The organism is Micromonospora sp. DT63 (genome assembly GCF_049841615.1).
Lineage (GTDB): Bacteria > Actinomycetota > Actinomycetes > Mycobacteriales > Micromonosporaceae > Micromonospora.
Window position 1 is genome coordinate 1,307,261 of the sequence record NZ_JBNCKQ010000001.1, and the last position, 25,137, is coordinate 1,332,397.

General features: G+C 70.9%; 15 protein-coding genes and 1 pseudogene. 6 read left to right on the plus strand and 10 right to left on the minus strand.

Features of this window, described 5'->3' with window-relative positions:
* The first annotated feature begins 178 nt into the window (after positions 1-178).
* Together ACLQ27_RS05905 and ACLQ27_RS05910 are read left to right on the plus strand one after the other, a co-directional pair.
* A complete protein-coding gene (locus ACLQ27_RS05905; protein ID WP_425865859.1) occupies positions 179-787 on the plus strand; it encodes a response regulator transcription factor in 609 nt (202 codons plus the stop codon).
* A 119-nt stretch (positions 788-906) separates the two neighbouring features.
* On the plus strand, positions 907-1,491 hold the full coding sequence (locus ACLQ27_RS05910; RefSeq protein ID WP_234581131.1) for a response regulator transcription factor: 585 nt from the start codon (positions 907-909) through the stop codon (positions 1,489-1,491).
* Between the two features lie 31 nt (positions 1,492-1,522).
* Here ACLQ27_RS05910 and ACLQ27_RS05915 read toward each other — a convergent pair whose 3' ends face one another.
* The 4 genes from ACLQ27_RS05915 to lanKC form a co-directional block, all read right to left on the minus strand.
* Positions 1,523-3,292, minus strand: a complete 1,770-nt coding sequence (locus ACLQ27_RS05915) for an ATP-binding cassette domain-containing protein (protein ID WP_425865860.1) — start codon at positions 3,290-3,292, stop codon at positions 1,523-1,525.
* Positions 3,289-5,016: an ATP-binding cassette domain-containing protein gene (locus ACLQ27_RS05920; RefSeq protein WP_425865861.1), complete on the minus strand. Its 1,728-nt coding sequence runs from the start codon at positions 5,014-5,016 to the stop codon at positions 3,289-3,291. Before ACLQ27_RS05920 ends, ACLQ27_RS05915 begins: the two co-directional genes overlap by 4 nt.
* A gap of 75 nt (positions 5,017-5,091) precedes the next feature.
* A complete protein-coding gene (locus ACLQ27_RS05925; RefSeq protein WP_013734295.1) occupies positions 5,092-5,211 on the minus strand; it encodes a SapB/AmfS family lanthipeptide in 120 nt (39 codons plus the stop codon).
* Between the two features lie 5 nt (positions 5,212-5,216).
* Positions 5,217-7,793 carry a class III lanthionine synthetase LanKC gene (gene lanKC / locus ACLQ27_RS05930; protein WP_425865862.1) on the minus strand — a complete coding sequence of 859 codons (2,577 nt, stop codon included), beginning with the start codon at positions 7,791-7,793 and terminating at the stop codon, positions 5,217-5,219.
* A 1,760-nt stretch (positions 7,794-9,553) separates the two neighbouring features.
* Here lanKC and ACLQ27_RS05935 point away from each other — a divergent pair.
* Positions 9,554-9,991 (plus strand): annotated as a pseudogene (locus ACLQ27_RS05935) (RICIN domain-containing protein); the annotation flags it as partial.
* 101 nt (positions 9,992-10,092) lie between these two features.
* Here the strand turns inward: ACLQ27_RS05935 and ACLQ27_RS05940 are convergent.
* The 3 genes from ACLQ27_RS05940 to ACLQ27_RS05950 form a co-directional block, all read right to left on the minus strand.
* Complete coding sequence (locus tag ACLQ27_RS05940) at positions 10,093-10,449, minus strand: DNA polymerase ligase N-terminal domain-containing protein (RefSeq protein WP_357492821.1); 357 nt, start codon at positions 10,447-10,449, stop codon at positions 10,093-10,095.
* A 28-nt stretch (positions 10,450-10,477) separates the two neighbouring features.
* Entirely contained in the window at positions 10,478-11,932 is a 1,455-nt protein-coding gene (locus ACLQ27_RS05945; RefSeq protein ID WP_357574203.1) for an alkaline phosphatase PhoX, read from the minus strand.
* A gap of 153 nt (positions 11,933-12,085) precedes the next feature.
* Positions 12,086-12,802, minus strand: a complete 717-nt coding sequence (locus tag ACLQ27_RS05950; RefSeq protein ID WP_425865863.1) for a TetR/AcrR family transcriptional regulator — start codon at positions 12,800-12,802, stop codon at positions 12,086-12,088.
* A gap of 103 nt (positions 12,803-12,905) precedes the next feature.
* Between ACLQ27_RS05950 and ACLQ27_RS05955 the strand changes: the two genes are divergently transcribed.
* Positions 12,906-13,889: an NAD(P)-dependent alcohol dehydrogenase gene (locus ACLQ27_RS05955; RefSeq protein ID WP_425865864.1), complete on the plus strand. Its 984-nt coding sequence runs from the start codon at positions 12,906-12,908 to the stop codon at positions 13,887-13,889.
* A 265-nt stretch (positions 13,890-14,154) separates the two neighbouring features.
* Here the strand turns inward: ACLQ27_RS05955 and ACLQ27_RS05960 are convergent, their stop codons facing one another.
* Positions 14,155-15,936 carry a hypothetical protein gene (locus tag ACLQ27_RS05960; RefSeq protein WP_357492829.1) on the minus strand — a complete coding sequence of 594 codons (1,782 nt, stop codon included), beginning with the start codon at positions 15,934-15,936 and terminating at the stop codon, positions 14,155-14,157.
* 674 nt (positions 15,937-16,610) lie between these two features.
* Here ACLQ27_RS05960 and ACLQ27_RS05965 point away from each other — a divergent pair.
* Entirely contained in the window at positions 16,611-17,825 is a 1,215-nt protein-coding gene (locus ACLQ27_RS05965; RefSeq protein WP_425865865.1) for an MFS transporter, read from the plus strand.
* Positions 17,826-18,378: 553 nt separating this feature from the next.
* On the opposite strand, the gene ACLQ27_RS05970 is transcribed toward ACLQ27_RS05965, so the two are convergent.
* The gene (locus ACLQ27_RS05970) at positions 18,379-18,597 is read right to left on the minus strand and encodes a hypothetical protein (RefSeq protein WP_357492833.1); all 219 of its coding nucleotides are present in this window, start codon (positions 18,595-18,597) and stop codon (positions 18,379-18,381) included.
* A gap of 158 nt (positions 18,598-18,755) precedes the next feature.
* A complete protein-coding gene (locus tag ACLQ27_RS05975; protein ID WP_357492835.1) occupies positions 18,756-22,382 on the minus strand; it encodes a LamG domain-containing protein in 3,627 nt (1,208 codons plus the stop codon).
* A gap of 316 nt (positions 22,383-22,698) precedes the next feature.
* Between ACLQ27_RS05975 and ACLQ27_RS05980 the strand changes: the two genes are divergently transcribed.
* Positions 22,699-24,936: an ATP-binding protein gene (locus ACLQ27_RS05980; protein ID WP_425865866.1), complete on the plus strand. Its 2,238-nt coding sequence runs from the start codon at positions 22,699-22,701 to the stop codon at positions 24,934-24,936.
* Positions 24,937-25,137 lie beyond the last annotated feature (201 nt).

Below are 25,137 nucleotides of genomic sequence, written 5' to 3' on the forward strand. Positions count from 1 at the left end.
GGGTGGCCGACCGACACGATCGGTCCCATCCGCTGGCCTGGTCGATCAGTGCCCGTGCCCGTCTGCCGTGACGGCTCCGGGCCCATGCCTATCCGTCCGTCACGCGTAACGCCCTGACCAGCCCGTGAACGTTCCGGGATCGGTGGCCGGCGTGACGCGTACCTGAGATCGGAGAAACGTGGTGATCCACGTTGTCGTCGCCGAGGACATGGGTTTACTGCGCGGTGCGCTCTGCGCCGCGTTGTCAGGTGAGGAGGACATGAAGGTGGTCGCGGACGTCGACGGCGTCGGCGAACTGTTGACCGTGGTGCGCCGGTGCAGACCCCAGGTGGTGGTACTGGCCCTGACACCGGAGTCGCCCGACCCGGTGGAGATGGTCACCCGGATCAGCGCGGAGGCGCCGCACGCCGCCGTGCTGGCGATGAGCCCTCGGTGGAGCCCCGCCCTGGTGGAGGCCGCGCTGGCGGCCGGCGCACGCGGGCTGCTCGGCAAGGACAGCTCCCTGGAGGAGCTGGTGCGTGCGATCCGCGCGCTCGCCGCCGGCGAACGGGCGATCGACCCGGCCGCCGCGGTGGCGGTGCTGAGCCCTCCGGAGATCCCGTTGACCCCACGGGAGATGGACGTGCTGCGGATGGCGGCCGAGGGGCTGCCCCTGAAGGAGATCGCGGCCCGCCTCTACCTGGCACACGGGACGGTGCGCAATCACCTCTCGGTGATCCTTCGCAAGACCGGTGCTCGTAACCGGTTGGAGGCGGTGTGGCGCGCGCGCAGTAGCGGCTGGCTGTAGCCGTCGGGGGGCGGGGCCGCAACGTGCCCGGCCCCGCCCCCGTCGCCGTGCGGACCCCACGGATGCGTGTTTGAATATTGACGTAGTGTGATCACCCTCGGAGTGCGGGAAGGTTCATCGTGATCCGTACCCTGCTCGCCCTGGACGGTGCCCTGGTGCTGGGCGCGCTGTCGTTCGTCCTCGCCGCCGAGGACGACATCCGCGTCGTGGCGGAGGTGGATCGCGGCGACGCGGTCTCCGCGGCCGTCCGCGACCAACGCCCCGACGTGGTGGTGGCCGACCTCGACGTGGTCGAGGGAGTCGATCCGAGCCGCTTCGGTAGGTGCCCCGTCCTGCTGCTGGCCCACCCACATCGGGCCCGGCGACTGCGCGGCCTGTTCTGCCCGACCCGGACGGTCGGCATCCTGCGCAGCGACGCCGGCCCCCAGCGGGTCATCGACGGGATCCGCCGGCTCGCCCGCTCACAGCCCGTGCTCGACGCGGATCTCGTCGTCGCTGCGCTGCGCTCGAACGGCCCGCTGACCAGCCGCGAGACCGAGGTGTTGACGCTGACAGCGGCCGGGGCGCCGGTCGCGGAGGTGGCGGCGTCGCTCGGGCTCAGCCGGGGCACCGTCCGCAACCATCTCGGTCGCATCACCCGCAAGGTGGGTGCGCGCACCCGGGTGGAGGCCGTACGGATGGCAGGCGAGGCAGGCTGGATCTGACGGCGCCGTCGGCTCGGGCGCGCGATTCAGCTCAGCCGCGCCCCGTTCGGGACAGCGCCACCGGGTCGTCCCAGCAGCCGACGAGCGCACGGTACGTCACCGAGCGGGCCATCAACTGCTCGTGCGTACCCACCACGGGCTCGTCGCCATCGAGGACCAGCACCCGATCGGCCCGCAGCGCGGAGCTGATCCGGTGCGCGATCACCACGAGGCTGCCGTGCCGCCGGGCGAAGGCACTCTCGACTGTCGCCTCCAACGCCGGGTCCAGGTGACAGGTCGCCTCGTCGAGGACCACCAGCGGGACGGGCGCCAGCCAGGCCCGCACCGCCGCGATGAGCTGCCGTTCACCGGCGGAGAGCAGAGCCGGCGCGACCGGCGCGTCCAGACCGCCCAGACGGGTCGCCAGGGGGCCCGCACCGAGCGCGGCGAGGGTGTCCTCCAGGAGGGCGTCGTCGGCGTCCGGCCGCAGGTAGCGGAGGTTGTCGGCGAGGCTGCCGGTGAAGACGTACGCCTCCTGAGGCACCAGCACCCTCATCCGGGCCAAATCGGCCGGCTCGGCGTCGGCCACCGTCGCGCCGGCCAGGCGGACCGTACCCGCCTGCGGCGGCACCAGACCGGCCAGGAGGGCGGCCAGTGTGGACTTGCCCACGCCGCTCGGGCCGACCACGGCGAGGTGATCCCCCTCGGCCAGCGTCAGCGCGAAGTTACGGAGAACGGGCCGGGCGCGCGGGCCGTAGCCGAAGGTCAGTCCGCGGACCTCGACGGCCGGTGCGCCGTCGCCCGGACGGGCCGGTGGGCGGGCGCGTGGCGTCCGGGTGGTGGGAGCCGGTGGGCGGGGTTCGTCGGACACCGGGCCGGCCCGCAGGATGTTCTCCAGGGTGACCGCGTACCGCAGCCCGCCGCCGCCGATGCCCTGCACCAGCGTGTGCAGGGCCGGTTGCAGGCCGGTGGAGACGTAGATCAGCGCCCCCAGCACCGCGCCCGCCGTCAATCCGCGTTCGACCAGCCACGCAGCGGCCGAGAGCAGCACGACCAGCGGCAGCCAGCCGCCGATGGCGAGGCTGAGGCTGCGGATCACCGCCATCCGGGCGAGGGCGCGTTCGGCGGCGGCCTGTGCCGACACCCGGCGTTCCACGTCGGCAGTGACGCGCGCCTGCGCGCCGCAGGCCAGCACGTCGCGGTGACCGGCCAGCGCGGCCGACGCCGACTGGCCGAGTTGTTCACCAGCCCGGACGTACGCGCGCTGGTGCCCGGCCATCGCGGGCAGCGCGGCGAGGAACACGACCAGGCCGCCGACCAGCGGCGCGGCGGCCAACGCCGCCACCACCGGCGCCAGGGCGAGCAGACCGAGCAGGGCCGCGCCGGCGGAGAAGAGGAAACCGCGGGTCACCATCAGCAGACCGGCGAAGGTGTCGCGGATGATCTCCATCTGGTGGGTCAGCCGGGTCACGGCCGCACTGTCCGGGCGACCACCGACCCGGGTGGCGTCGCGCAGGGCACCCCGGACCACCTGGGCGGCCACCTCGTCGCGGAACGGCTCGACCACGGCGCCGAGGCTGCGGTACGTCCGACCGGTCGCCGCCGCGCCGATCAGCACGGTCACGGCGAGCACCCCCAGCCACGCCAGGCCGTTGAGGAACCGTCCGGCCAGGAAGCCGTCGTCGACGGCGCGCGCGACCAGGAGGCCGGCGAGCAGCGCGGGCAGCGCCTCGACGAGCGACCAGCCGCAGAGCCGGGCGACGTCGCGCCGGCGGGCCCGCAGCGCCCGCCAGGTCACCAGTCGTACGCTGGGACGGCTCACAGCCCACCGCCGGCCGGCTGGAAGAGGGCACGGTAGTCCGGGTCGGCCCAGAGTCGCCGGTGCGGCGCCAGGCCGCGCAGCCGACCGCCGTCCAGCCAGGCGACGAGGTCGGCCGCGGCGGCCGCCGCGATCCGATGGGTGACCACCAGGCGGGTCCGCTCGCCGCCGCGTCCGAGAACCGCATCGGTGATCCGGTGCTCGGTCGCGGTGTCCAGGCTGGACATGGCGTCGTCCAGGATGAGCAGCCGCTCGGCGGCGAACGCCCGGGCCAGACCGAGGCGTTGGGTCTCGCCTCCGGAGAGCGGTGTGTCCACCAGCGGGGTGCGGTAACCGTCGGGCAGACGGTCGATCACGTCGGCGACCGCCGCCCTGCGGGCACCCCGAAGGACCGCAGGCGTGGCCGGGCTCGCGTCGGCCGGTGGCGTCGCGGACTCGACCGGCAGCGCCAGACCGATCGCGTCGTGGACTGTCGCGCCGATCAGCACCGGCTGGTCGAACGCATAGCCGACGGCTCGGCGCAGCGCCGCCCCGTCGAGGTCGCGCAGCGGCACACCGTCCAGGCGCACCTCACCGCCGTCGGGGTCGTGCAGGCGTCCCGCCACGGCGGCCAGTGTCGACTTGCCGGCACCGGACGCTCCGACGACGGCCACTATCGCGCCGGCCGGTACGTCCAGGTCGATGCCGTCCAGGATGGGCCGGCCGTCGTCGGCGTGCACGCGTACCCCGCGCAGTCGCAGGGCCCCGCCGCCGGGTGGAAGCTGTCGCTCGCCCGAGGGTGCGGCGGGCTCGGTCAGCAGCTCGGCGACCCGGTGTGCTCCCGCGCGGCTGCGGACCAGGTGGTTCAGGGTGGCGAGCACCCCACCGAGGCCGGCGCCCATGGCCGCGTACCGGACGGCGGCGACCAGTTCGCCAGGCGTGAGCCAGCCCGCGGTCAGGGCGTATCCGCCGACCGCGATGACGCTCAGGTTCAGCAGCGGCGCCACGGCGGACGTACGCGCGCTCGCCCGCGCCAGCAGTTCCCACGCGCGCCGGCCGTGCAGCCCCAGCTCCGGTAGGGCTGCCAGCACCCGGTCCTGCTCACGGTGGACGGTGGCGGCGGCGGCGATGGTCCGGGCGCCGGTCAGCGATTCCAGCAGTCGGCCGGCGATGGCGCCGAGCACCCGCTGGTATCCGGCGGTGGCGGCCGAGGCGTCGGCCACGAAGGCGCGCATGAGGACGGCGAGCAGGCCGAGGCCGGCGAGCAGGGTGATCCCCAGGACCGGTTCCATGATGGCGAGCGCGACGACGCTGCCCAGTGGTGGAAGCACCGCGACGACGGCCAGGACCACGGCGTTGCCGGCCTGTCCCGCGTCGGCGGCCTGGCCGACCAACCGGCCGACGAGATCGCCCACGGGATAGCGGCGGGTGGTGCGGACATCCACGGCGAACAGGTGACGCAGCAGGCGACGGCGCAGTCCGGCGGTGGCGCGTGCCGCGCCGAACCCGCTGGCCAGGTCGGTGAGGGTGTCGACGCAGACGAGGACGACGACCAGGGCACCGGCGGCCACCGCCCACCAACCGGAGCCGCCGGCGAGGGCGGCGTCGACGGCGTGGCCGAGGGCCGCGGGCAGCAACAGTTCGGCAGCCGCGCCGAGCAGCGCGACCGCCGCGAGTCCACCGGTCCAGCCGCCGCCGGCCAGAACCGTCCGCCTCAGCAGCCGGTCCCCCGCCTCGAACGTCGGCATCGGTCCTCCCAGTGCTACGCGGTCGCCCTGGGTGGGCACGTCTACCCGCCCAGGGCGACCGCGTTCTGCGATGGATCAGTTGCAGGTCGTGACGGAGAGCGAGCTGTCGCCGCAGAGCAGCAGGCTCGCCCGGCTACCGCCACCCGTGCGGTCGGCCGGAGCCATCTCCAGGCCCTGGAGGTCCAGAAGCGCCATGTCGTTCACCTCCCTTCCATCCGTTCGTCGATCCTGTCGCCCTCGCTGTCGCGAGGGAGTCTCTGCGCGCCCGACAGGGGCGCGAGGAAGGGCAGCACCGGCGGCTCGTCACGTCGCGCGCAGGCCAGCGCGTAGAGCACGCCGGCGGTGCCGGTGCCGAAGTCCATGGAGAGCCGCAGCAACTGCTCGCCGGGGAACGCGGTCCCGTCCCGGTACGGCAGCGCGTGCCAGGTCAGCCGGTCCACCTGTGCGGCGAGTTCCCGGCGGTCGGCGTCGTGACCCGAGGCGGCGAGGTAGGCGATGATGCCGGCACGGCCGGCGAAGAGCCCGGACTGTGCGTAGAACGGTGACCGTGCCGCGCGGCGGATCCCCGCGCTGGCCTCGGCGAACCGGTCGTCGGCCCGGTGGCGCAGGTACGCATCGAGGACCAGACCGATACCGATGCTGCCGTGCGCCAGGTACGGCATGGTCCGCCAGCCCTCGTTGACCTCCAGGGCACCGTCCGGCCGCAGCACACACCGGCGCAGATCCTGGCGCAACGCCGTGGCGGCGTGCCCGAGCAGTTCGTCGTCACCGCTGAGCTCGTAGAGCCGCAGCAGCATCAGCGCCGGTCCGGTCCGGCCGCGCAGCAGCCCGGCGTACGGGTTGCGTCCGCCGCTGACGTCCGGGCCCGGATCGTCGGCCAGTTGCCCGATCACCCGCTCGGCGGCCCGCCAGGCGGCGTCGCGCAACGACGCCTCCCCGGTGCGCCCGGCCAGCTCGGCCAGGTTGAGCGCGATCCCGGACAACCCGCTCGCCAGGCTGTGGTCGAGCCCGTCCAGGGGCTCGCGCAGGCAGATGTCGAGCACGTCCAGCGCGTCCTGGCGGCGTCCGAGGTGATCGAGGGCGTAGGCCACACCGTGCAGGCCGTCGTAGAAGCCGCAGCGCGTGCCGGACGGTGGCGCTGTCGCCCGCCGCACCAGCCAGTCCTCGTGCTCGGGCCACCGACCGGCGCCACTGGCGTCGAGCGCGTACAGCACTCCGGCCGCCCCGTGGGCGAGGTTGAGGCCGCCGCTGCGGAACTGCTCGATGTCGCCGGGGAAAAGCCGGTCCTCGCGGGTCGGGGTGGCGCTGGCCAGGATCGCCGTCGCCAGCCGATCCGTCGCTACGGGCGCGTCGTGCGCGCCCGTCACCTGCGGGCCACCGGCGATCTCCTCGACGGCCGGGTCGAGGAAGGACCTCGGCACCGGGAAGTTCGCGGCGATGATGTCGGCCAGGTGCGCCGCCTTCGCCGGCGCGAGCCGCACCAGCTGGGTCAGCGGGAGGAACAGCGCCAACCGCAGGCACGCCAGGGCGTACCTGTCGACAGCCGGGCCGGTGCGGTCCCGCGGGGCCGCGAAGCCCTGGTTGCGCAGTCCGGGCCGGCGGTGCCCGGCGATCGGGGCGGCCACCTCGAAGTCGACGAGAGCGACCTGGTCGTCCGGCCGGATCATGATGTTGAACAGGTGCAGGTCACCGTAGACCAGGCCGCGCTCGTGGATCGCCGCGACGACGGACTCGACCTGCTCGTGGATGTGCCGGGCCCAGCGGGCGTACGCCGCCCGGTCCTCGTCGGTCGCGTCGGCGTCGATCAGCGGGTACCTGTCGACAAGCACCTTGTTCAGCGGCCGACCCTCGATGAACTCCAGCGCGAGGAACCGGTGCTCGCCGAGGGCGAACTCGTCGTGCACCCGCGGCACCTGCGGCAGGTCGGCCAGTTGCCGCAGGGCCTGCGCCTCGCGGGCCAGCCGGGCGACGGCGTCCGTGCCGTCAGCGTCCAGGCCGGCGTGCGGTCGGGCCTCCTTCAGCACCACCTCGGTGTCGGTACGCAGATCCCGGCCCACGTACAGCCCACCGCCGTTGGAGAAGTGGATCACCTTCTCGATGCGGTACGGCACCTGGTTGGTGCTGGTGTCGTTGCGGGCGGCCAGGTGCGGGCCGAGGAAGTCGGGCAGGGTGACCCAGGACGGCACGTGAAAGACCGGCTCTCGGCGATCCGGCACCAGCGCGCCGGAGTCGTCCTCGATCGCCGGCACCACCTGACCGTCGGGCGAGTGGCAGTAGCGCGCGGCGAATCCGCCGTAGCGCACGTGGACCGGGCCGTCGCCGTAGCGCAGGTCGCTGAGGATGTACGGGCCGGTCTCGCCGGTGAGCAGCTCGTCCAGCTCCTTGCAGACCAGCTCCAGCTCCGCGTCGTCGCGCGGGTAGACGGTGATGAACTTGCCGCTGGCGGCCCGCGCGGCGTACTTGGAGTTGCGCAGCAGCAGTGTGCGGGGCCCGCGGAGGAACTTGAAGGAGAGGCCGCGGGGGACGCAGTAGTTCCAGACGGCGTCCAGCACCCGCTCGGCGTTCGTCAGGCCCGCCGACACGTGGATCTTCCAGCCCTGCTGCGGCAGCGAGCCGCCGTCGGGCGCGTAGATCAGCCAGTCGTCGAGCGGCTCGCGGCGCCACCCGGTCGGGACGGGGCGCTCGGCGGCCGGGAAGACGGGCTGTGCGACGGCGCTGCCGAGCGAGTCGTAGAACAGCCGGTCCGCCGCGCAGTAGCTGTCGTAGCGTTCGTCCACCGTCCCGCCTCCTCTCGAACCCGGCCGGCTGCTGTTCCGGCGTTGCATCGAGTCTCATCGACGGCAGGTGGTGCGCCCCAGTGCGCTTAGTCACGGAATCCGATGCGGGGCGCATCGGTATGCATGACATTAGTCAGGCCCGGGACGCCGACGCCGCAGTCACACCATCGGGCCGCACCCCGGCGACAACGGCGAACCTGGCGAGCCCCTGAACTGGGATTACTCCGATTTCGTCGGTGACGCAGCGCGTTCGTCCGCGCACCCACCTACTCATCCTTGACCCCCGGCGTGGACGGAACTTAGACTCCGGTGATTGTTAGCGTTAACAGTCACGTCATTGGATCGAAATCAGAGCGGTCATCACCGTCACTCTCGGTGTCGACGCTGCGAACCGGTGCCGACCGGGCCGATGGGACCGCGACGGCGCGTACCACCACCAGCCAGGAGGACGAGACATGACGAACGAGCAGAACAAGCCGGTACGCGACGAGCCGAGACTGCTGAGCCGGCGAACCATCCTGACGACGATGGGGGCCGTGCCGGTCGCGACGATCGCGGCGGTCGCGGGGGCCACGGAAGCCTCGGCGGCGCCGGCGACCATCAACCTGTCGGCACAGCGGCAGACGATCCGAGGCTTCGGCGCCATGGCCCACGCCGCGTGGATCGGCGACCTGACGGCCGCGCAGCGGGAGACGGCGTTCGGCACCGGCGAGGGCCGGCTGGGGTTCTCCCTGCTACGGATCCCCGTCGGCGAGAACCAGGCGGACTGGAGCGCCGACCTGACGACGGCGCAGCGGGCGGCCGAGCTCGGCGTGACCGTCTTCGCGTCGCCGTGGAATCCCCCGGCCAGCATGATCGAGACCTTCACCCGCGGCGGTCAGACCAACGCGAAGCGCCTCCGGTACAGCTCGTACGGCGCCTACGCCCAGCACCTCAACGACTTCACCACCCACCTGCGCAACAACGGGGTGAACCTGTACGCCATCTCGGTGCAGAACGAGCCCGACTACGCGACGGAGTGGACGTGGTGGACGTCCACCGAGATGGTCCGCTTCCTGCGGGAGAACGCCGGCTCGATCAGCACCAGGGTCATCGCCCCCGAGTCCTTCCAGTACGTGAAGTCCATGTCGGACCCGATCCTGAACGACTCCACGGCCCTGGCCAACGTCGACATCATCGGGGCGCACCTCTACGGCACGTCGTACTCGAACTTCCCCTACCCCCTGTTCAAGCAGAAGGGCGCGGGCAAGGAACTCTGGATGACGGAGGTCTACTACCCCAACAGCAACACCAACTCCGGCGACGCCTGGCCCGAGGCGCTCGACGTGGGCGAGCACATCCACCACGCGATGGTGGACGCCGAGTTCCAGGCGTACGTCTGGTGGTACCTCCGGCGCAGCTACGGCCCCATGCGCGAGGACGGCCAGATCAGCAAGCGCGGCGCGATGATGGCGCACTTCGCCAGGTTCGTCCGCCCCGGGTACGTGCGGATCGACGCGACGGCGAACCCCGCGTCGAACGTCTACGTCTCGGCGTACCGGGGCGGTGACACAGTGGTGATCGTCGCCGTCAACAAGAACACCTCGTCGGTGAGCCAGCAGTTCACCCTGTCGAACACCTCCGCGTCCGGCAGTGTCACGAACTGGCTGACCGACGGGAGCCGCAACGTCGCGCCCCAGGGCGCGCTCACCATGTCGAACGGCTCCCTGACCGTCACGCTGCCCTCGCGCAGCATCATGACCTTCGTGGCGAACGTGAGCGGCGGCACCAGCACCGGGGACACCTACAAGCTGGTCCACGCCGACACCGGCGTGGTTCTCGGCGTGCAGAACATGTCCACGGCCGACGGCGGTCTGGCCGTGGTGTGGGGCGACACCGGCACCGCCGACCACAACTGGGTCCGGGTCACCGACGGCAGCGCGTTCCGGTTCCGCAACGCCAACAGCGGCAAGGTGCTCGGCGTCGAGAACATGTCGACCGCCGACAACGCCCGCGTTCTGCAGTGGAGCGACAACGGAACCGCTGACCACCGCTGGACCCTGGTGGCCAACAGCGACGGCTCCTACCGGATCCGCAACGTCAACAGCGGCAAGGTGCTCGCCGTCCTCAACGGCTCCAGCACCTGGGGCGCCCAGGCCGTCCAGTACACCGACAACGGCAGCACCAGGAACAACTGGCGCCTGGTGCGGGTCAGCTGACCACCTCGCAGCGCGTTGCGGGCCGACCGTGTCCGGCCGGCCCGGAACCGCCGCCTCGACAGTCCGCGCCGACGTGCCGGGCCACGGGGCCCGCGTGAGCCTCAGCCCGGTGGCTGCTCCTTCGTCAGGTGGAGCAGCCACCCCTCGCCGGTACGGATGAGCGCGTACCGCCTGCTGCCGGTGCGCCCGTGCAGCGTGAACAGCATCCGGCGGTCGGTGCGGTCGTGCTCCTCCCACGTGCCGATGTCGGCTATCGACTTGTCGGCATCGGTGTAGGTCAGGTGATCGAGGTCGTGGTCGGGCACCGCGATCGCGAGCCGGTTGTCACTGGGACTGTCCGGCAGGCCACGGGGAACCGCCCACGAGCGCAGCACACCGTTCTCCTCGAGCCGCAGGTCGAAGTGCGGTCGGGGTTTGCGGTGGTCGTGCAGGACGAAGGCGGGACGCACAGTTGCCATTGTCGACGACCTGCGGCCCCGCCGCCGGTCAGCCCAGGTACTTCTCCCACGGCCCGGTGATGGCCAGGGTGAGGCCGGGGTCCTGCATGTTGACGAAGAGCACCTTGCCGTCGGCGCTGAAGGTAGGCCCGCAGAATTCCGAATCGTTGAGCTGGTTACGGGCGATCGGGTACGTCGGGCCGCCCGGGATCGTGCTGAGCACGTGCGAGGCGCCCGAGCCGTCCTCGGCGAGCACGAGGCTGCCCCACGGGGTGACGGTGACGTTGTCCGGACCGTCGAAGGTGAGGTCGGTGTACTTGACCGGCGTCCCCTCCTCGGACTGGGTCTGGTGCGGGAAGTACGTCACCAGCTGGATGGTCTGGTCCTTGAAGTTGTAGAACCAGACCATGCCGTCGTGCGGCGCCGCGTCCGCCGGCAGGTCACCCTCGTCCCAGGCGTACGAGTTGACCACGTACACGCCCTCGTCGGTGGCCCACACGCCCTCGAACTTGCGTCCCCGGGTGACCTGCCCGTCGGCGAACTGCTCGCGTACGGACGTGGTCCGCGCGTCGCGGTCCGGCACCGCGATCCACCGCACCGGGAACGGGCGGCCCAGCTGGGCGGAGGTCAGGTAGGCGACGTCCGGCAGCACGGAGCCGTCGTCCATGATGATCTGCATCGCGGCGAGGACGCCGGCGTTCGGCGCGAGGCGGGTGAGCACCCCGGGGCCCAGCTTGACCCCGGCCGGGGCGGTCCAGCGGTAGAAGAGGCCGTTCGGCCCGTCCGCGTCCTCGGAGAGGTAGACGTGGGTGCGGTCCTTGTCGACCGCCAGGGCCTCGTGGGAGTAGCGGCCGAGGCACTTGATCGGCCGCGGGTCGGCGCTGCCGTCGGCCCAGACCTCGAAGACGTACCCGTGGTCCTTCGCGAAGGCGCCGGTGCGGCCGCCCTCCTCCCACGCATCGCCGGCGCGGTCCTCGGTCTCCTCGCAGGTCAGCCAGGTCCCCCAGGGGGTCGGCCCGCCGGCGCAGTTGGAGACGGTGCCGGAGAGGGCGACGAACTCGCCCAGGTTGCGCCCCGCACGGTCCGTCGTGATGACGGTGCAGCCACCGGCGTCGACGGCGCCCGGGTCGTAGACAGTGCCCTTGACGTGCGGCACGCCGAACTCGGCGCCGGGGTCGATCTCGTGGTTCTGGATCAGGGTGTAGCGGCCGTGGCCGGCGTCGTAGACGGCCATGCCGTCGTGGTCCGACGGGGTCGTGCCCTGGCCACCGTCGAGTCGGGTGACGCCGGTCCGGGTGACCACTGTGTAGCTGAAGCCCGCGGGCAGGGCCAGGATCCCCTTGGGGTCGTCCACCAGCGGCGGGAAGGGCAGGTGGCCGCCCTTGACGGGCGAGTGCGGCCGGCTGGGGCTGGCCTGCGCCAGGGACGGCAGGCCACCGGCGACGGCAAGGCCCACACCGGCGGCGGCGCCGCCAGCGAGGAAGGTACGACGGGAGGAAGGCACGCGGATCAGCTCCTGGTCAAGGCAAGTGCGACGGCTGACAGCCAACTCCGGCCGACGGACATCGACACGTCACCCGGGGGGTCGCGTGGTGACATCGGAGTGAAGAATCAGGGCCGCGCGCCACCTCGCCGAGCCGGCGGTGCGGGGCCTCGATCACCGACCTCGCCGCGGCGATGTCCAGCCCTGCTGGTGGAGCCGTTCGATGCCGTCGAGCAGCAGGTCCAGCGCGAACTCGAACTCGAACTGGTCGTCGCAGCCCTGCCCGACGACCGACTGGTCGTCGTGGGACGCCGCCCCGGCGATCTCGGCCAGGTGCGGGAACCGGTCGGCGAACTCCGGCGGTAGGGCGGCGGGCGGCTCGGGGCTGCTGGCTCCGGAGCGACCGGCCTGGCGGGAGGCGTCGAACAGTTCCTGGCTGAAGCCGAGCACCCGGCTGCCCATCGTGTGCATCACGTGGTGGGCGAGGTTGGCGGAGAACCCGCCGGCCTTGAAGGTCGCGACCACCGAGTCGAGGTAGGCGAGGATGGCCGGCGTCGCCATGTTCCGGGACTCGATCGCGAGCGCCGCCCAGGGGTGGCGGCGCAGCACCTCCCGCGCCGAGAGGATGCGCCGGCGGATGGCGTCCTTCCAGTTGGTGTCGGACGCGGGCGGGTCGATCTGGCCGACGATCACGTCGATCATGCCGTCGAGCAGTTCGTCCTTGTTGGCCACGTGCTTGTAGAGCGCCATCGGCACGACGCCCAGGTCCTGGGCGAGGTTGCGCATGCTGAGTGATTCGATGCCGGCCTCGTCGGCGAGCGCCACTGCGGCACGCAGGACGCGATCCCTGCTCAGCGGCGTCCGGCGCAGCGTCTCAGCCTGCTCAGCCATCTCGTCCTCGTCCTGTCCGGCGGTCGTTGAACCATAACCGCCTTGACAGGTGTACGGCGTACACCTACCGTCAGTGTACGCCGTACACCCTTCGGGAGGGATCATGAAGGCGATCGTTCAGGGCCGATACGGCCCACCGGAAACCCTCAAGCTCGCCGAGGTCACCGCGCCGACGCCCGCCCCGGGCGACGTGCTCGTACGGGTCGAGGCGGCCTCGCTCAACGCGTACGACTGGCATGCCATGCGTGGTGATCCCCGCATGGCGCGGTTGGCGATGGGCCGGACGCGGCCCCGGGCGCGCATCCGTGGCCGCGACTTCGCGGGCTGGGTCGAGGCCGTCGGCGCCGACGTCCGGCAGGTGCGGCCGGGCGACGCGGTGTTCGGCGACCTCGGCGAGGCCAACGGGGCGTTCGCCGAGTACGTGTGCGTGCCCGAGACATTGGTCGCGGCGATGCCGGCGAACCTGACCCCGCAGCAGGCGGCGGCCCTGCCCCTGGCCGGTATCACCGCGCTCATGGGCCTGCGCGACGCCGGGTGCGTCGAGCCCGGCCACCGCGTGCTCATCAACGGCGCCTCCGGCGGCGTCGGCACCCTCGCCGTGCAACTGGCCAAGGCGCTCGGCGCCACCGTGACCGGGGTGTGCAGCACCCGCAACGTCGACCTGGTCCGCTCGCTCGGCGCCGACCACGTCGTCGACTACCGCCGCGACGACTTCACCCGCGGCGCGGACCGCCACGACGTCGTGTTCGACCTGGTCGGCAACCGCTCACTCAGGGAGCTGCGGCGGGCGCTGACACCCACGGGGACGCTGGTGCTCTCCGGCGGCGGCGTGTACGACGGTGGCAGCCTCATCGGGCCGGTCGGGCTGCTCGCTCGCGGACGGCTGCTGGCCCCGCTGGTCCGACAGCGCATCGTCACGCTCACGACGACACCGGGCCGGCAGCACCTCGACGCGTTGCGCGCCCACGTCGAGGCCGGCCGCCTCACCCCGGTCATCGACCGTACGTATCCACTGCACGAGGTGCCCGCGGCCATCCGGTATCTCGAAGGCGAGCACGCGCGGGCCAAGGTCGTCATCACCATCTGACGGCCACCGCTCGACGACACTTCCTGCCCCATCACGGCGCCCCAGCCACCACCGACCGACCGACCGAAGCCTTGAGCGGCGTGTGTGGGCGGGCGTCGGCCGGATGACCGAGCTTACTGCCACACGACGACACCTCCGAAGTCGAAAGCCGCGACGCCAACAATCTTGCTTGCCAGCCAACTTCCATTCGTACCTGGAAGGCTGATCCGATCGCCGCAGGTGGTGCCTCAAAGGTCCGCACACGAGGACATGGGCCGGTTGGCCGCTAAGCGCCGAGGGTGTATCCGTGCTCGGAGAGGACCAGTCGCAACGAGGTGAACAGCCTTCCCAATGCGGCATCGTCCATCCCGGCCGGATCGGGGCCGAACAATACCATCGCCATCGCAACGTCGCCCTGCTCCTCCAACCAGATCGCGGACTTGTGGCTGTCCGGCAAATATTCGAGATACGTACCGTGGCGCCCGTGCCCGGTCCAGGTCTTCTCGGGGGGCGTCAGGACTCGATAAACGGTGGCACCCACAGCCGGGCTATCAGCCTCGGTCGGCCGATTGCTGAAGGGAATGCTGCCTGGCGGGTACTGCAGATAGGCCACCGACGTGGCTGGTTGAGCCCGTCCCACCAGGCAGACAAGCCGCAGGATGACGGGCTGGTCGGCGACCACATCCACCTGCTGTCCCCAACGTGGACATTCGCTCGCGGACCAGATCCCGCGATTCGTCATCAGGGGCAAGTCCTCCGAGAAGAGGGTGAAAGGCGGCGCCACAGCACCTTGTGCTCCTCCCGCCGCCGGCGCCGGTGCCGCGGTCCCTGCCGGCGTGTCCGGCCATACGACAAACGCGACTATGACAGCGGCCACCGTTGTCATAGCGGCTATCTTTGCGTCCCGTGTCCGCCGTTCGCGTAGTTCGGGTGTCCAGTCCGCGAAGGCCCGGCGGAGCCGCCACCATAGCCGACCAGCCCCACCGAAGGTGTCGGCCGTCTGCACCGCGAGGACGGCCGCCGAAAACCATGGCCAGGTGCCGGTGACGCGTCGCCAGTCCGGCTGCTCGTTCAACAGGGCCCGAGCGATGTCGGGGGATGCCTGGAGGTGCACGCTGGCGAGCAGCGCCACCGCAAGTTTGGAGTCCAGTTTGCGGACGACGGCCGGTCGCTGATCACGATCGTCGTCCATCTTGGCGAGCAGGTTGGCCGCGGTGTCCTGATCGAGAAGTCTGAGGCAGTCCGCAGCCCTGTCCGCGTCGAGGAGCGCTAAGGCGGCTATGGTCCGAGCGGCGCAATCAGGGGCCATCACGGCCAGCCATCGGTTCGGTAGGCCGGCAGCAATCACGGCGGCGGATCGGACCGGCGGCATCGCTTCGAGATGGCCGCCAGCTTCCTCGGGACTCATCCGGGTGAACAAGGCCGCCAGCCCGGAGGGGTTCACCTGACTGAGCCACGCTGCTGCCTCCCCACGAACTTCCGGCAGAGTCAGAATCACCTTGACTGCGTTTGGGTCGACTGCAGCCATATTCGACAGCAGTTGGGCGACAACGGCGGGTCCGGTGGGAGCCGGATGGCCGGCGTTAGGAAGCGGGCCTTTGAGCCGACCTAGATAGGTGAGCAGCCGTGCAACCTGCTCCGGGCGCATTCGTGTCATCGCGCCCGCTCGGATTCGCGCGTTGAGCGACTGCATGATCCGCCACGCATGTTGGCTGTCCATCGGCCCAAGGTGCTCGGCGCACCGCATCAGGCCATCGTGCTTCCCGGCCATCATCGTCAAGATGTCCGCTGCATGCTGCGCAGCGAGGGTCCGAAGGACGAGTCGACGGTACTCGATCGGCGTCACCTCGTCGAAGAGTTCGCAGGCCTCCTCGGGCGCGTGGGTTTCCAGTTTCCCGCAGGTGATCGCGAGATCTTCCCGGGCGTACAAGTGGTTGTTGACTACGTAGTGGTTCTTGTTCTCCTGGTAGACGTCATAGAGGAAAACATCACGTGTGTTCCCGAAGACGGACCCAGACTTGCTGCGAAGCTGAGCGTTGGTGACCGTCTGGTTGCCGGCCTCGGTCACGACCGCTCCCGCCTGCCGCGCCTTTCGCGCACCTGCGACCGATCAGCGTTGATGTGGACGTTCCGCGCGTTCCCTATGACGCTTCCCGAGTTGCTCCGCAGACGGGAGTGCGAAACAGTCTGACTTCTCTCAGTGGCTGGCGGTGGGTTCCCGCCATGACTCACCCACGACGAACCGATCGCCGTCGCCAGGCCGATTGCGGCGGCGGCCGCTGCCGCAGCCAGCGTCCACCTGGCGTCGAGTTCGGACGCCACCCGTAGAACCGTCAAGAAGACGATCCCTGCGAGACCGAACCCGCCAACCACGGTCACGATCCATTTCGCTGTCCGGCTCATGCGCGTCCTCATCTCCTTCGCCACCCCGCCCGATTCACCCACGGTAAACAGGTGGATACAGGACGGACTCATCCGATTGGACGGGGCGGCAAGCCATACGCCCGGTCCTATGAGCGTTATGTCGCAAGCAGCCGAGTTGTCGGATTAGGGGTCTGCCGCTATGGCCTGGTTCGCCAAGCCGGGAGGGACTGGCGTGAGAGGCAGGCAATGACTGAGATCACGAGCTCGTGCGTCCGCATCGCCAGGCCAGGGACCACAGCCGAAGATGTGACCCGACGCCAGACCAGCATGAGCGGGGGCCGGGCCCTCGATTACGGTGACCAGGAACGGGGGTGGGCCATGGCGTCAGAGGTGTCACCGCGAAGGGCCAGGGCCGTGCTCGTCGCGCTCTCCCTCGCCGCGTTCGCGTTCATCACGACGGAGTTGCTGCCCGTCGGCCTGCTGACCCACATCGCACCCGACCTCGACCGGTCCCGCTCGCAGGTGGGCCTGCTGGTCAGCGGGTACGCCGTCGTGGTCGTGCTGGCATCGGTGCCGCTGACCCGACTGACCCAGCGGATTCCCCGGCGGCACCTTCTCGGCGCCACCATGTTCCTGTTCGCCGTAGCGAACGCCGCCGCCGCCCTCGCCCCGACGTACGCGGTGCTCGCCGGCTCGCGTCTCGTGACCGCTCTCGCCCAGGCGATGTTCTGGTCCGTCGCCACGGCGACAGTGATCGGGCCGTTCCCGGTCGCCGTGCGCGGCCGGGCGGTGGCGCTGTTCGCGACCGGGGCGACACTCGCCCCGGTGCTCGGCGTACCGCTCGGCACGTGGCTCGGGCAGCAGGCCGGCTGGCGTGTGGCGTTCGCGGCGCTGGCCGGAGCCGGTCTGGCGATCGCCGCCGCGGTGTTCGTCCTTCTGCCGTCATATCCCCCGGCAGCGGGTGGCGCGGCCCGGGGCACCGCGCCGGACGGGCGGCGCTTCGCCGTGTTGCTGATCGCCACCGCCCTCGGCATCGGCGGCTTCATGACCCTGCAGACCTACATCACACCGTTCCTGCTCGACATCAGCGGCTTCGCCGACGCGGCCCTGGCGCCGCTGCTGTTCGCCGCCGGCACTGCGGGCGTACTCGGCACCCTGGCCGCGGCCCGGACGCTGGACGCCCGGCCCATCGCCTCCCTGTTGACGCCGCTGAGCATCGGCACTGCCGCGCTGTTCGGCATGTACGCGCTCGGCACGCTCCGGCACGGCGCGGTCGCATTTCTCGCCGCCATCGGCCTCGCCTACGCGGCGTTCGGCTCCGCAGTGCAGAACCGGATGCTGCAACTGGCTCCCGGCAGCACCGACATCGCGTCGGCCGGCGTCAGTACTGCCTTCAATGCCGGCATCGCCGGCGGATCGCTGCTCGGCGGCACCCTCCTGCCGATCTCAGGGGCACGCCCCCTGGCACTCATCGGTGGACTGCTGACGCTGGCCGCCCTCACGTTGCTCGCCGCGGACACGCGGCTGCGCCGCAGTGGCGGGTCCGCGCCGACCATCGGTCGTCCCTCGGCCAGCCCCGCGGTTACGCGATAGGGCTCGGCGAGGTGGCCGGAACGCACCTGCAGAGGGTACTGAACGGTTTCACTGAGGCAGTATTCGCGCACACCCCGCATGCGTATGTGCACCAACTTCCATCCGAACAGTGGCCCATGCGGGCCATCCTGACCCGGCGACGTGCGGTCAAGCGCCTGGATCTGCAACTCGATCTGGCGACCCTCCCGGTCACCTCGAGGAAGCACGATGGAGATTCCCGTTATCACCCCGTCCTCGAAGCCGAGAAACCTGTCGAGGAACTCCGAGACAATGTGGGGAGCACCCGCGCCGTGACCACCGCCCGGAGTACCCGGAGGATCGATGACACGTCGACGGCCACGCTCTGCGTGCCCTGATGGTCGTCGAAGAGCCAGGTGCGACCCGCGCCGTTACGAGAGGCGACGGTGCTGCCCGCGATCCAGCACCTCCACCGAGACGGCGTCGGTCCGGGCTCCCGCGGTGCTGGACGCCCGGCCCACCGTCACCGGCAGGGCACCGGCACGCACCCGCGACGCCGCGACCCCACGCTGGCCGGTAGCCGGGGCGGGCAGCGTCACGGACCCTTACCCGGCTTCGGCCAGACCGGTGCCGTGAGCTGCGCGCTGGGCACCTTCTTGACCGGCCACGCCCGGCCCTTCGCCGGCACGCCGTCAGAGTCGAGCTTCTCCTGCTGCGATGTCAGGTGCGGCTGCGGCTTGGCCGCCGCCTGTGTCGGCACGGACAGCGTCGACACGGCCAACGTACCGGTCAGCACGGCGGAGTCGGCTCCCACCTGCCGGCGGGCGTAGGGGTTTGCGGGTTGTCCGAAGGGTGTGTTTCACCCATGTCTCCACAGGCGACCGTTCCGAAGATTGGTTGACGTTCTGGTACGACTGCCAAGGACAGCGCCGGCCGGCCCGAGGGCCGGCCGGCGCGCACACCGTGAGCGGATCAGTCGGTAGGCGTGACGTCCGCCACCGACTGCCTGTCGTTGAGCTGCTTGACGTCGACGTCGGTCAGTGCCCCCTGATAGAGGTTGAGGTTCGACACGTCGCCATCCCACTTGTCGACGATCTGGACCGCCTGGCCCGGCGGCTGGTACTGGGAGGCACCGACCCAGACCGGCCCGGTGGCGTCGAAAGCCCCCGTGAAGGTGCCCGGGAACGGCACGGCGGCCACGCGCTCGCCATTGACGTAGAGACGGGCCTCACGGCGGCCCAGGTCGTAGACGCCGACCAGGTGGGTCCAGGTGGACAGGTCGTCCTCCGCGTTCATCTGCCGGGAGGTCATCATGATGTCCACGACATTCCCGTTCTGGGGCGACGTGTCCAGTCCGAAGAGGCTGAAGGACCACCAGTTCCCGGTGACTCCGTTCACGGTCTTCGTCCGCTGCCCCAGATAGAAGGCGGAGTTCCTGGTGCCGATCTGGGCGACAGCCGTCTGGATGCCGAGCGACTCCGGCCGCAGCCACACCGACACCGAGAACGAGTCGTTTGTCTTCGCCACTCGGGTGTCCTGCCAGGCGCCACCGACGTTCTTCATCGAGTGGCCGTACTCCGTGGTGACCTGGTTGGGGTCCTCCAGCCCCTGCGAGTTGAACCGCAGGAAGCTGCGGCTGTCGCTGCCGACGTCGGTACCGACGGTCAACCCGAGACGACGACCGAACTGACCGGACTCCGGGGCGTTGCACAGGTCCGGGTCGGTCGACTGGACGTAGCAGGGGACGGCCCCGTTGAAGTCCCAGTCACCAACCAGGGTCGGACTCAGCATCCCCGGCTCGTCGACGCCACCGGAGCCTGGCGTCTCGGCGAGCTGGCCGGTGAAGTCGTCGCCCACCAGCGCCCGGTCGAAGACCTGGACGTCGACAAGCGATCCGTTGAAGAAGTTGTCGGAAACCTTGGTGTTCTGGGCGTAGTTCCGGCCGACGTGGAACGGGCCGGCGGCGTTCCACGCGGTCGTCCACGGCGTGGAAGCGACAGCCGCGCCGTCCACGAACAGCGTCAGGGTGCGGGCCGCCTGGTCGTAGGAGAAGGCGACGTGCCGCCAACGGTTGACATCGGCGGCCGAGATCGCGGTGGGCGCGTGCAGGACTGTGTAAGCAGCACCGGTGCAGTCACCATTGCGCATGGTGACGTTCCACTTCGGCACTCCCGAGACCTGGACGATGCCGAAGAAGAACCCGAAGTCGCACGCACCGCTCTGCGTCGCGATGGCCATGTTGTTCGCCGGCACGCTGGGCAGCCGCACCCACGCCGCCACGCTGTACGAACTCGTCGTGTTGACGACCGGCCCGGACGTCGACAGGTAACCGCCGGTGGCGGGTCCGCCGAGCGTGGCCGCCTGACCGCCGACCAGGCGCACGTCGTTCGGCCAGGTGACGTTCGTCGCCGTCAACGGAGTGTCGCCTCCCAGTGCGGGCTGACCGTCGGCCAGGGCCTGCGCCTGGGTCACCCCCGGGTAACTCTGCAGGCCCCACCGCGCGACGGCCGGCGACGGCCGGCTCGCCGTGAACTCGACCGAGGCCCGTCCGATGTTGCCCGTGCTGTCCACCGCCGAGACCTGGAACGTGTTCAGGCCGTACTTCGGCACGATGGCGGAGACCGTGGCGGTCTTGGTGCAGACGGTGCCCGACGGTCCGTTGACGCAGGTGCTCACCGCGGGCACCTCGTTGGTCGGGGAGACCCAGCCGTGGCGGAACTTGGCCACCGTGGTGTCGGTGGTGCTGAGGCCGAACGTCGCCACCGTACCGGGCAGGGGGTTCGGGTTCGACGACGTGAGGCTGACGGTCACCGGAGGAACCTTGGTGTCCACGGTGAATTCGCACCACGCGGACCAGGCGCTGGTCATGCTGTACGGCGACGGGTCGGTCGACCTGGCCCGGAAGGCGTAGGCGCCGCCTTCGACCAGACCGGAGAGGGCGGCCGTGGTGGAGCGACCGTTGGCCGGCACCGACGCCCCCGCCGGCGCCGTCTTGCGGGGCGTGGAGTCGTTGTAGCCCCCGGTGGTGGGGATCTGGAGCCACTCGTACGTCGTGCGCAGCGCCTGACCGGTGTCGGCGTCCGGATAGATCGCCGACAAGGTCGGGTTCAGCGTGCCGATGCCGATCCGCTGGCCGGTTGGGCAGGCGACCCCGTGAACCTGGAGATTGTTCGGCGCCCCGGGGATGGAGTCGAAGTCGACGATCAGTTTCGCGCTGTTCGGCCAGAACTTCTTCCAGCGGTCGGTGGTGGACTCACCCGAGCCGTCGGTGGCGCTGCACGCGCAGAAACCCATGGTGATGCTGGCTGACTTGTTGGTGGCGTGGGTCTGGATGATGCTGGTGACGGCCGAGCCGGTGAAGTTGACAGTCATGTCCGGCTGCGGCGAGTCCGAGCAACCGGAGCCCTCGTTCGCGTGCGACTGCGCCGTCGACTTCAAGCTGTTCAGCTTCGGCGCCCACGCGGTCCGCGGCGTCGAGGAGATGCCCGCCGAGTGGTACAGGTACGTCGGCGTGTTCCCGCACGACCACGAGTGGTCCAGCTTCATCTGGACGTACGCGGACTCGATGTGCTTGCCCTTCATCGAGGTCAGCGGGAAGTCGAAGTACGAGCGGTAGAGCTTGCCGCTGTCCGGATCCCGGCCGACCCGCGCCACCGACGTGTCGGTGTTGTTGGTGTTGTTGTTCGTCGCGTACGCCCACCGGGACTTGCCCGTCGACCACGCCGGGTCGATGAACACCGGGAAGGCCGCCGCGGTCGAGAGCAGGCCGGTGTCCGGACGCAGCACCAGGTCGCCCCCGGCGACCTCGACACCGACGGCGGCCGTCTTCGCGACGTCGCCCGGCGCTGCCGCCGTGGAGCGGGCCAGCTCAGGGCCACCCTCGGCGTCACCGCCGGCCATCGACCTCGCGACGGCCGACGGCGTGGTGTTCGAGTCCCACATCACGGCCGGCTCCGCCGAGGCGAGCACCTCGGCACCCGCCATCGCGGAAAGCCGTCCGTCGGCGCCGCGCACCACGCGGGCGTCGCCGCCGAGGTCGAAGCGGAGCGTGCGGAGCGCAGGGTTGGCCGCGGCCTGTGCGTTCTTGACCGCGAAGACGTGCGTGAAGCCGCTCCGGGTGGCCCGAAGCACCAGATCCGTGCCCGGTAGCACCTCCGGGTAGGTGGCCGAGTCCCCGCTGACTGTCGGCTTCGGCAGCCCACCCGGCCAGGACAGGGTCAGCGACTTCCCCTGTCGGACCAGCGTCACCGCCGGGCCCTTGCCGCCGGCGGAGAACCGCACGTCGGCCACCGAGGCGACCGGACGCAGCGAGTCTCCCGCCCCGGCTCGCAGCGTCAGGTCGACGGGCGCCCACGACCCGTCCGTACGGCGGACCCGCTGCGGCGTGACCGCCGACTCCGACGTGAAACCGCCGGACGGGTTCGCGAAGACCTGCGTCAGCTCGGTACGGGCGTCGGCGACCTCCACCCGACGGCCGGAACGCTTCGCCTGGGCGACGGCCGACGCGGCGTCCGGTGCGACCGACGGGTTGGCGGGCTCCGCGGCGGGCGCCGCCGCCTCGACGGATGACGGCGCGATGAGCAGGGAACCCACGACCACGGCTGCGACGCTGGCGGCGGTGAATCGGGAACGTCTCAGAAAGAAGGCAGGCAGCATCGAGCGGCCAGGCACCATCTCAACCCCCGTGATTGAACGTGAACCGGTGGCGAGACTGTAGGGCTCAAACGAGGGGGTGTCCACATCGACCACGGTGAGTGATCTCGAATCGGGCAAGATCGTCCATACGAGAGGCGCGCACGACCGACGGTGACGGCGATCGCGGACCTCCTCCGGCAGATCCGCTGTCACCACCGACCGATCACATGCGTCGTATGGCCGATTGCCCGCACTGAAAGCCGTCGATACCGTGATCCCCGTGTTCGGGGAGGCCGTACAGGAGCTGCGGCGTCACAGCGCGCTGACGCAGGAGGATCTGGCCGCGAAGACAGGGCTGTCGGTCCGGCATCTCCGGGACCTTGAGGCGGGACGGATCGCGCGACCGCGACCCGCGACGATGCTGTTGCTGGCCGACGCCTTCGGCCTGCGCGGGGTCCGACGGGACCGGTTCCTCTCCGGTACGCCGACCCCTGCCGCCAGCAGCGGCGTTCCGGCGCAGTTGCCGGCGGACGGCTTCGGCTTCGTCGGCCGCGCCGATGCGCTGGCCCGCCTCGACGGGATTCTGGCCCGAGCGGCGGATCAGCCGACCGCGATGGGTCTCGCGATCATCTCCGGCACCGCCGGGGTGGGCAAGACCGCGCTCGCGGTGCACTGGGCTCATCGCGTCGCCGCGCAGTTTCCCGACGGCCAGCTCTACGTCAACCTTCGCGGCTTCGACCCGGGTGGCGTCCCGGTCAGCCCGAGCACGGCGCTCGCCGGATTCGTCAACGCGCTCGCGGGACCGGACGCCCGTCCGCCGACGGCCTTGGATGAGCAGGTCGCTCGATATCGCAGTCTGCTGGGCGGCCGGCGGGTGCTGGTGGTCCTCGACAACGCGGGCGATGCCGACCAGGTACGCCAGCTGCTGCCGGGCGCTCCGGGCTGCTTCGTCCTCGTCACCAGTCGGGACCAGTTCCTGGGTCTGGTCAGTGTGAACGGCGCTGATCCGATCACCCTGGACGTCATGTCCGGGGCCGACTCCCGCGAACTGCTGACCCGACGCCTCGGCGCGGAGCGCGTCACCGCAGAGCCCGAGGCCGTGGACGCCATCGTCAGCGCCTCCGCCGGGCTGCCCCTGGCGCTGTCCGTCGTCGCCGCCCGGGCGGCCATCCACAGTGGATTTCGACTGATGGACCTGGCGGCCAGTCTGCGCCCGGTGGCCGGGCGCCTGGATGCCTTCGACGGCGGCGAACCGGTCACCGACCTGCGGCTGGTCATGTCGTGGTCGTACCGGACCCTCGATGAGCCCACCGCCCGGCTGTTCCGTCTGCTGAGCGTCCATCCGGGCCCGGACTTCGCCGTCGCGGCGGCGGCCAGCATCGCGGGGATCACGCTCGCGCAGGCCCACCGCCACCTGGCCGAGCTGACTCGGGCCCACCTGCTCACCGAGCACCGCCCGGGACGGTTCACGTACCACGATCTGCTGCGCGCGTACGCCACCGAGCTGGCGGCGGCCGAGGACAGCGAGGCGAGTCGTCACGCCGCCCGCTCCCGCCTGCTCGACCACTACCTGTCCGTCGCGTACGCCGCCGACGAGCTGCTCTATCCGCAGCGGGACCGGCTGCCGATCGACCCGCCCGGGCCCGGGGTCGCGCCGGTGGCGCTGGCCGATCGCGACGCCGCGATGTGGTGGTTCACCGACGAGCACCCGGTGCTGCTCTCGGCCCTGCGGCTGGCGAGCGACCACGGATTCGACCGCCACACGTGTCACCTCGCCTGGGCGATCACCACCTACCTCAACCAGCGCGGCTACTTCCAGGACTGGACCAGCAGCCTGCGGGCGGCGCTGTCGGCGGCCGTCCGGCTGGCCGACGACCGGGCCGAGGCGTACGCCCACGGGGTGCTCGGCTTCGCCGACATCGCGCTTGCGCAGTACGCCGACGCGCAGCGCCACCTGGAGCTGGCGTACGACAGGTACCGGCGGCTGGGCGACCTCGCCGGGCAGGCCCGGGTCGAGCTCAACCTCGGGTGGATCCATGATCGGACCGGGCGTCCCGAGCAGGCCCTCGCCCACGCGCTGGAGGCGCTGCGCCTGCACCGGCAGGCCGGACACGTCACCGGCCAGGCCTTCGCGCTGAACGCGGTCGGCTGGTCGCACGGTCAGCTCGGTGACCACCACGCCGCGATCGAGAGCTGCGATCAGGCACTGGCCCTGTTCACGTCGGTCGACAACGTCCTCGGCCAGGCGATCACGTGGGCCAGTCTCGGGCACGCCCACCTGCAGCTCGACGCGTTCACGGAGGCGGTCACCTGCCACGAGCACGCCGTCCGCCTGCGTCGCGAGATCGGTCATCGACGGTTGGAGGCGGATGCGTTGGTGAGCCTCGGCGACGCTCACCTCGCCGCAGGCGACGCCGGCCCGGCCCGCGTGGCCTGGCAGCAGGCGCTGGACATCCTCGTGTCCCTGCGGGAGGCCGGCACCGGCGCGATCGAGGCCAAGCTCGCCGCGCTGCGCTGAGGTGCCCCGAAGTACCGGTCACGCCCGGTCTGGCGCTGCCATTGACCGCCGGCAATTGACTGAGTGGTCGAGGTGCCTCTATAACGTTGTACGGGTGGTGATGGATGTCGATCGGATCACCATTGCCTGTGGGTGGGAATCCCGCCGACATCCGCCGTCCGCGTTCGAGAAGCCACCCGATGCCCACCGCCCGCGCGCTGC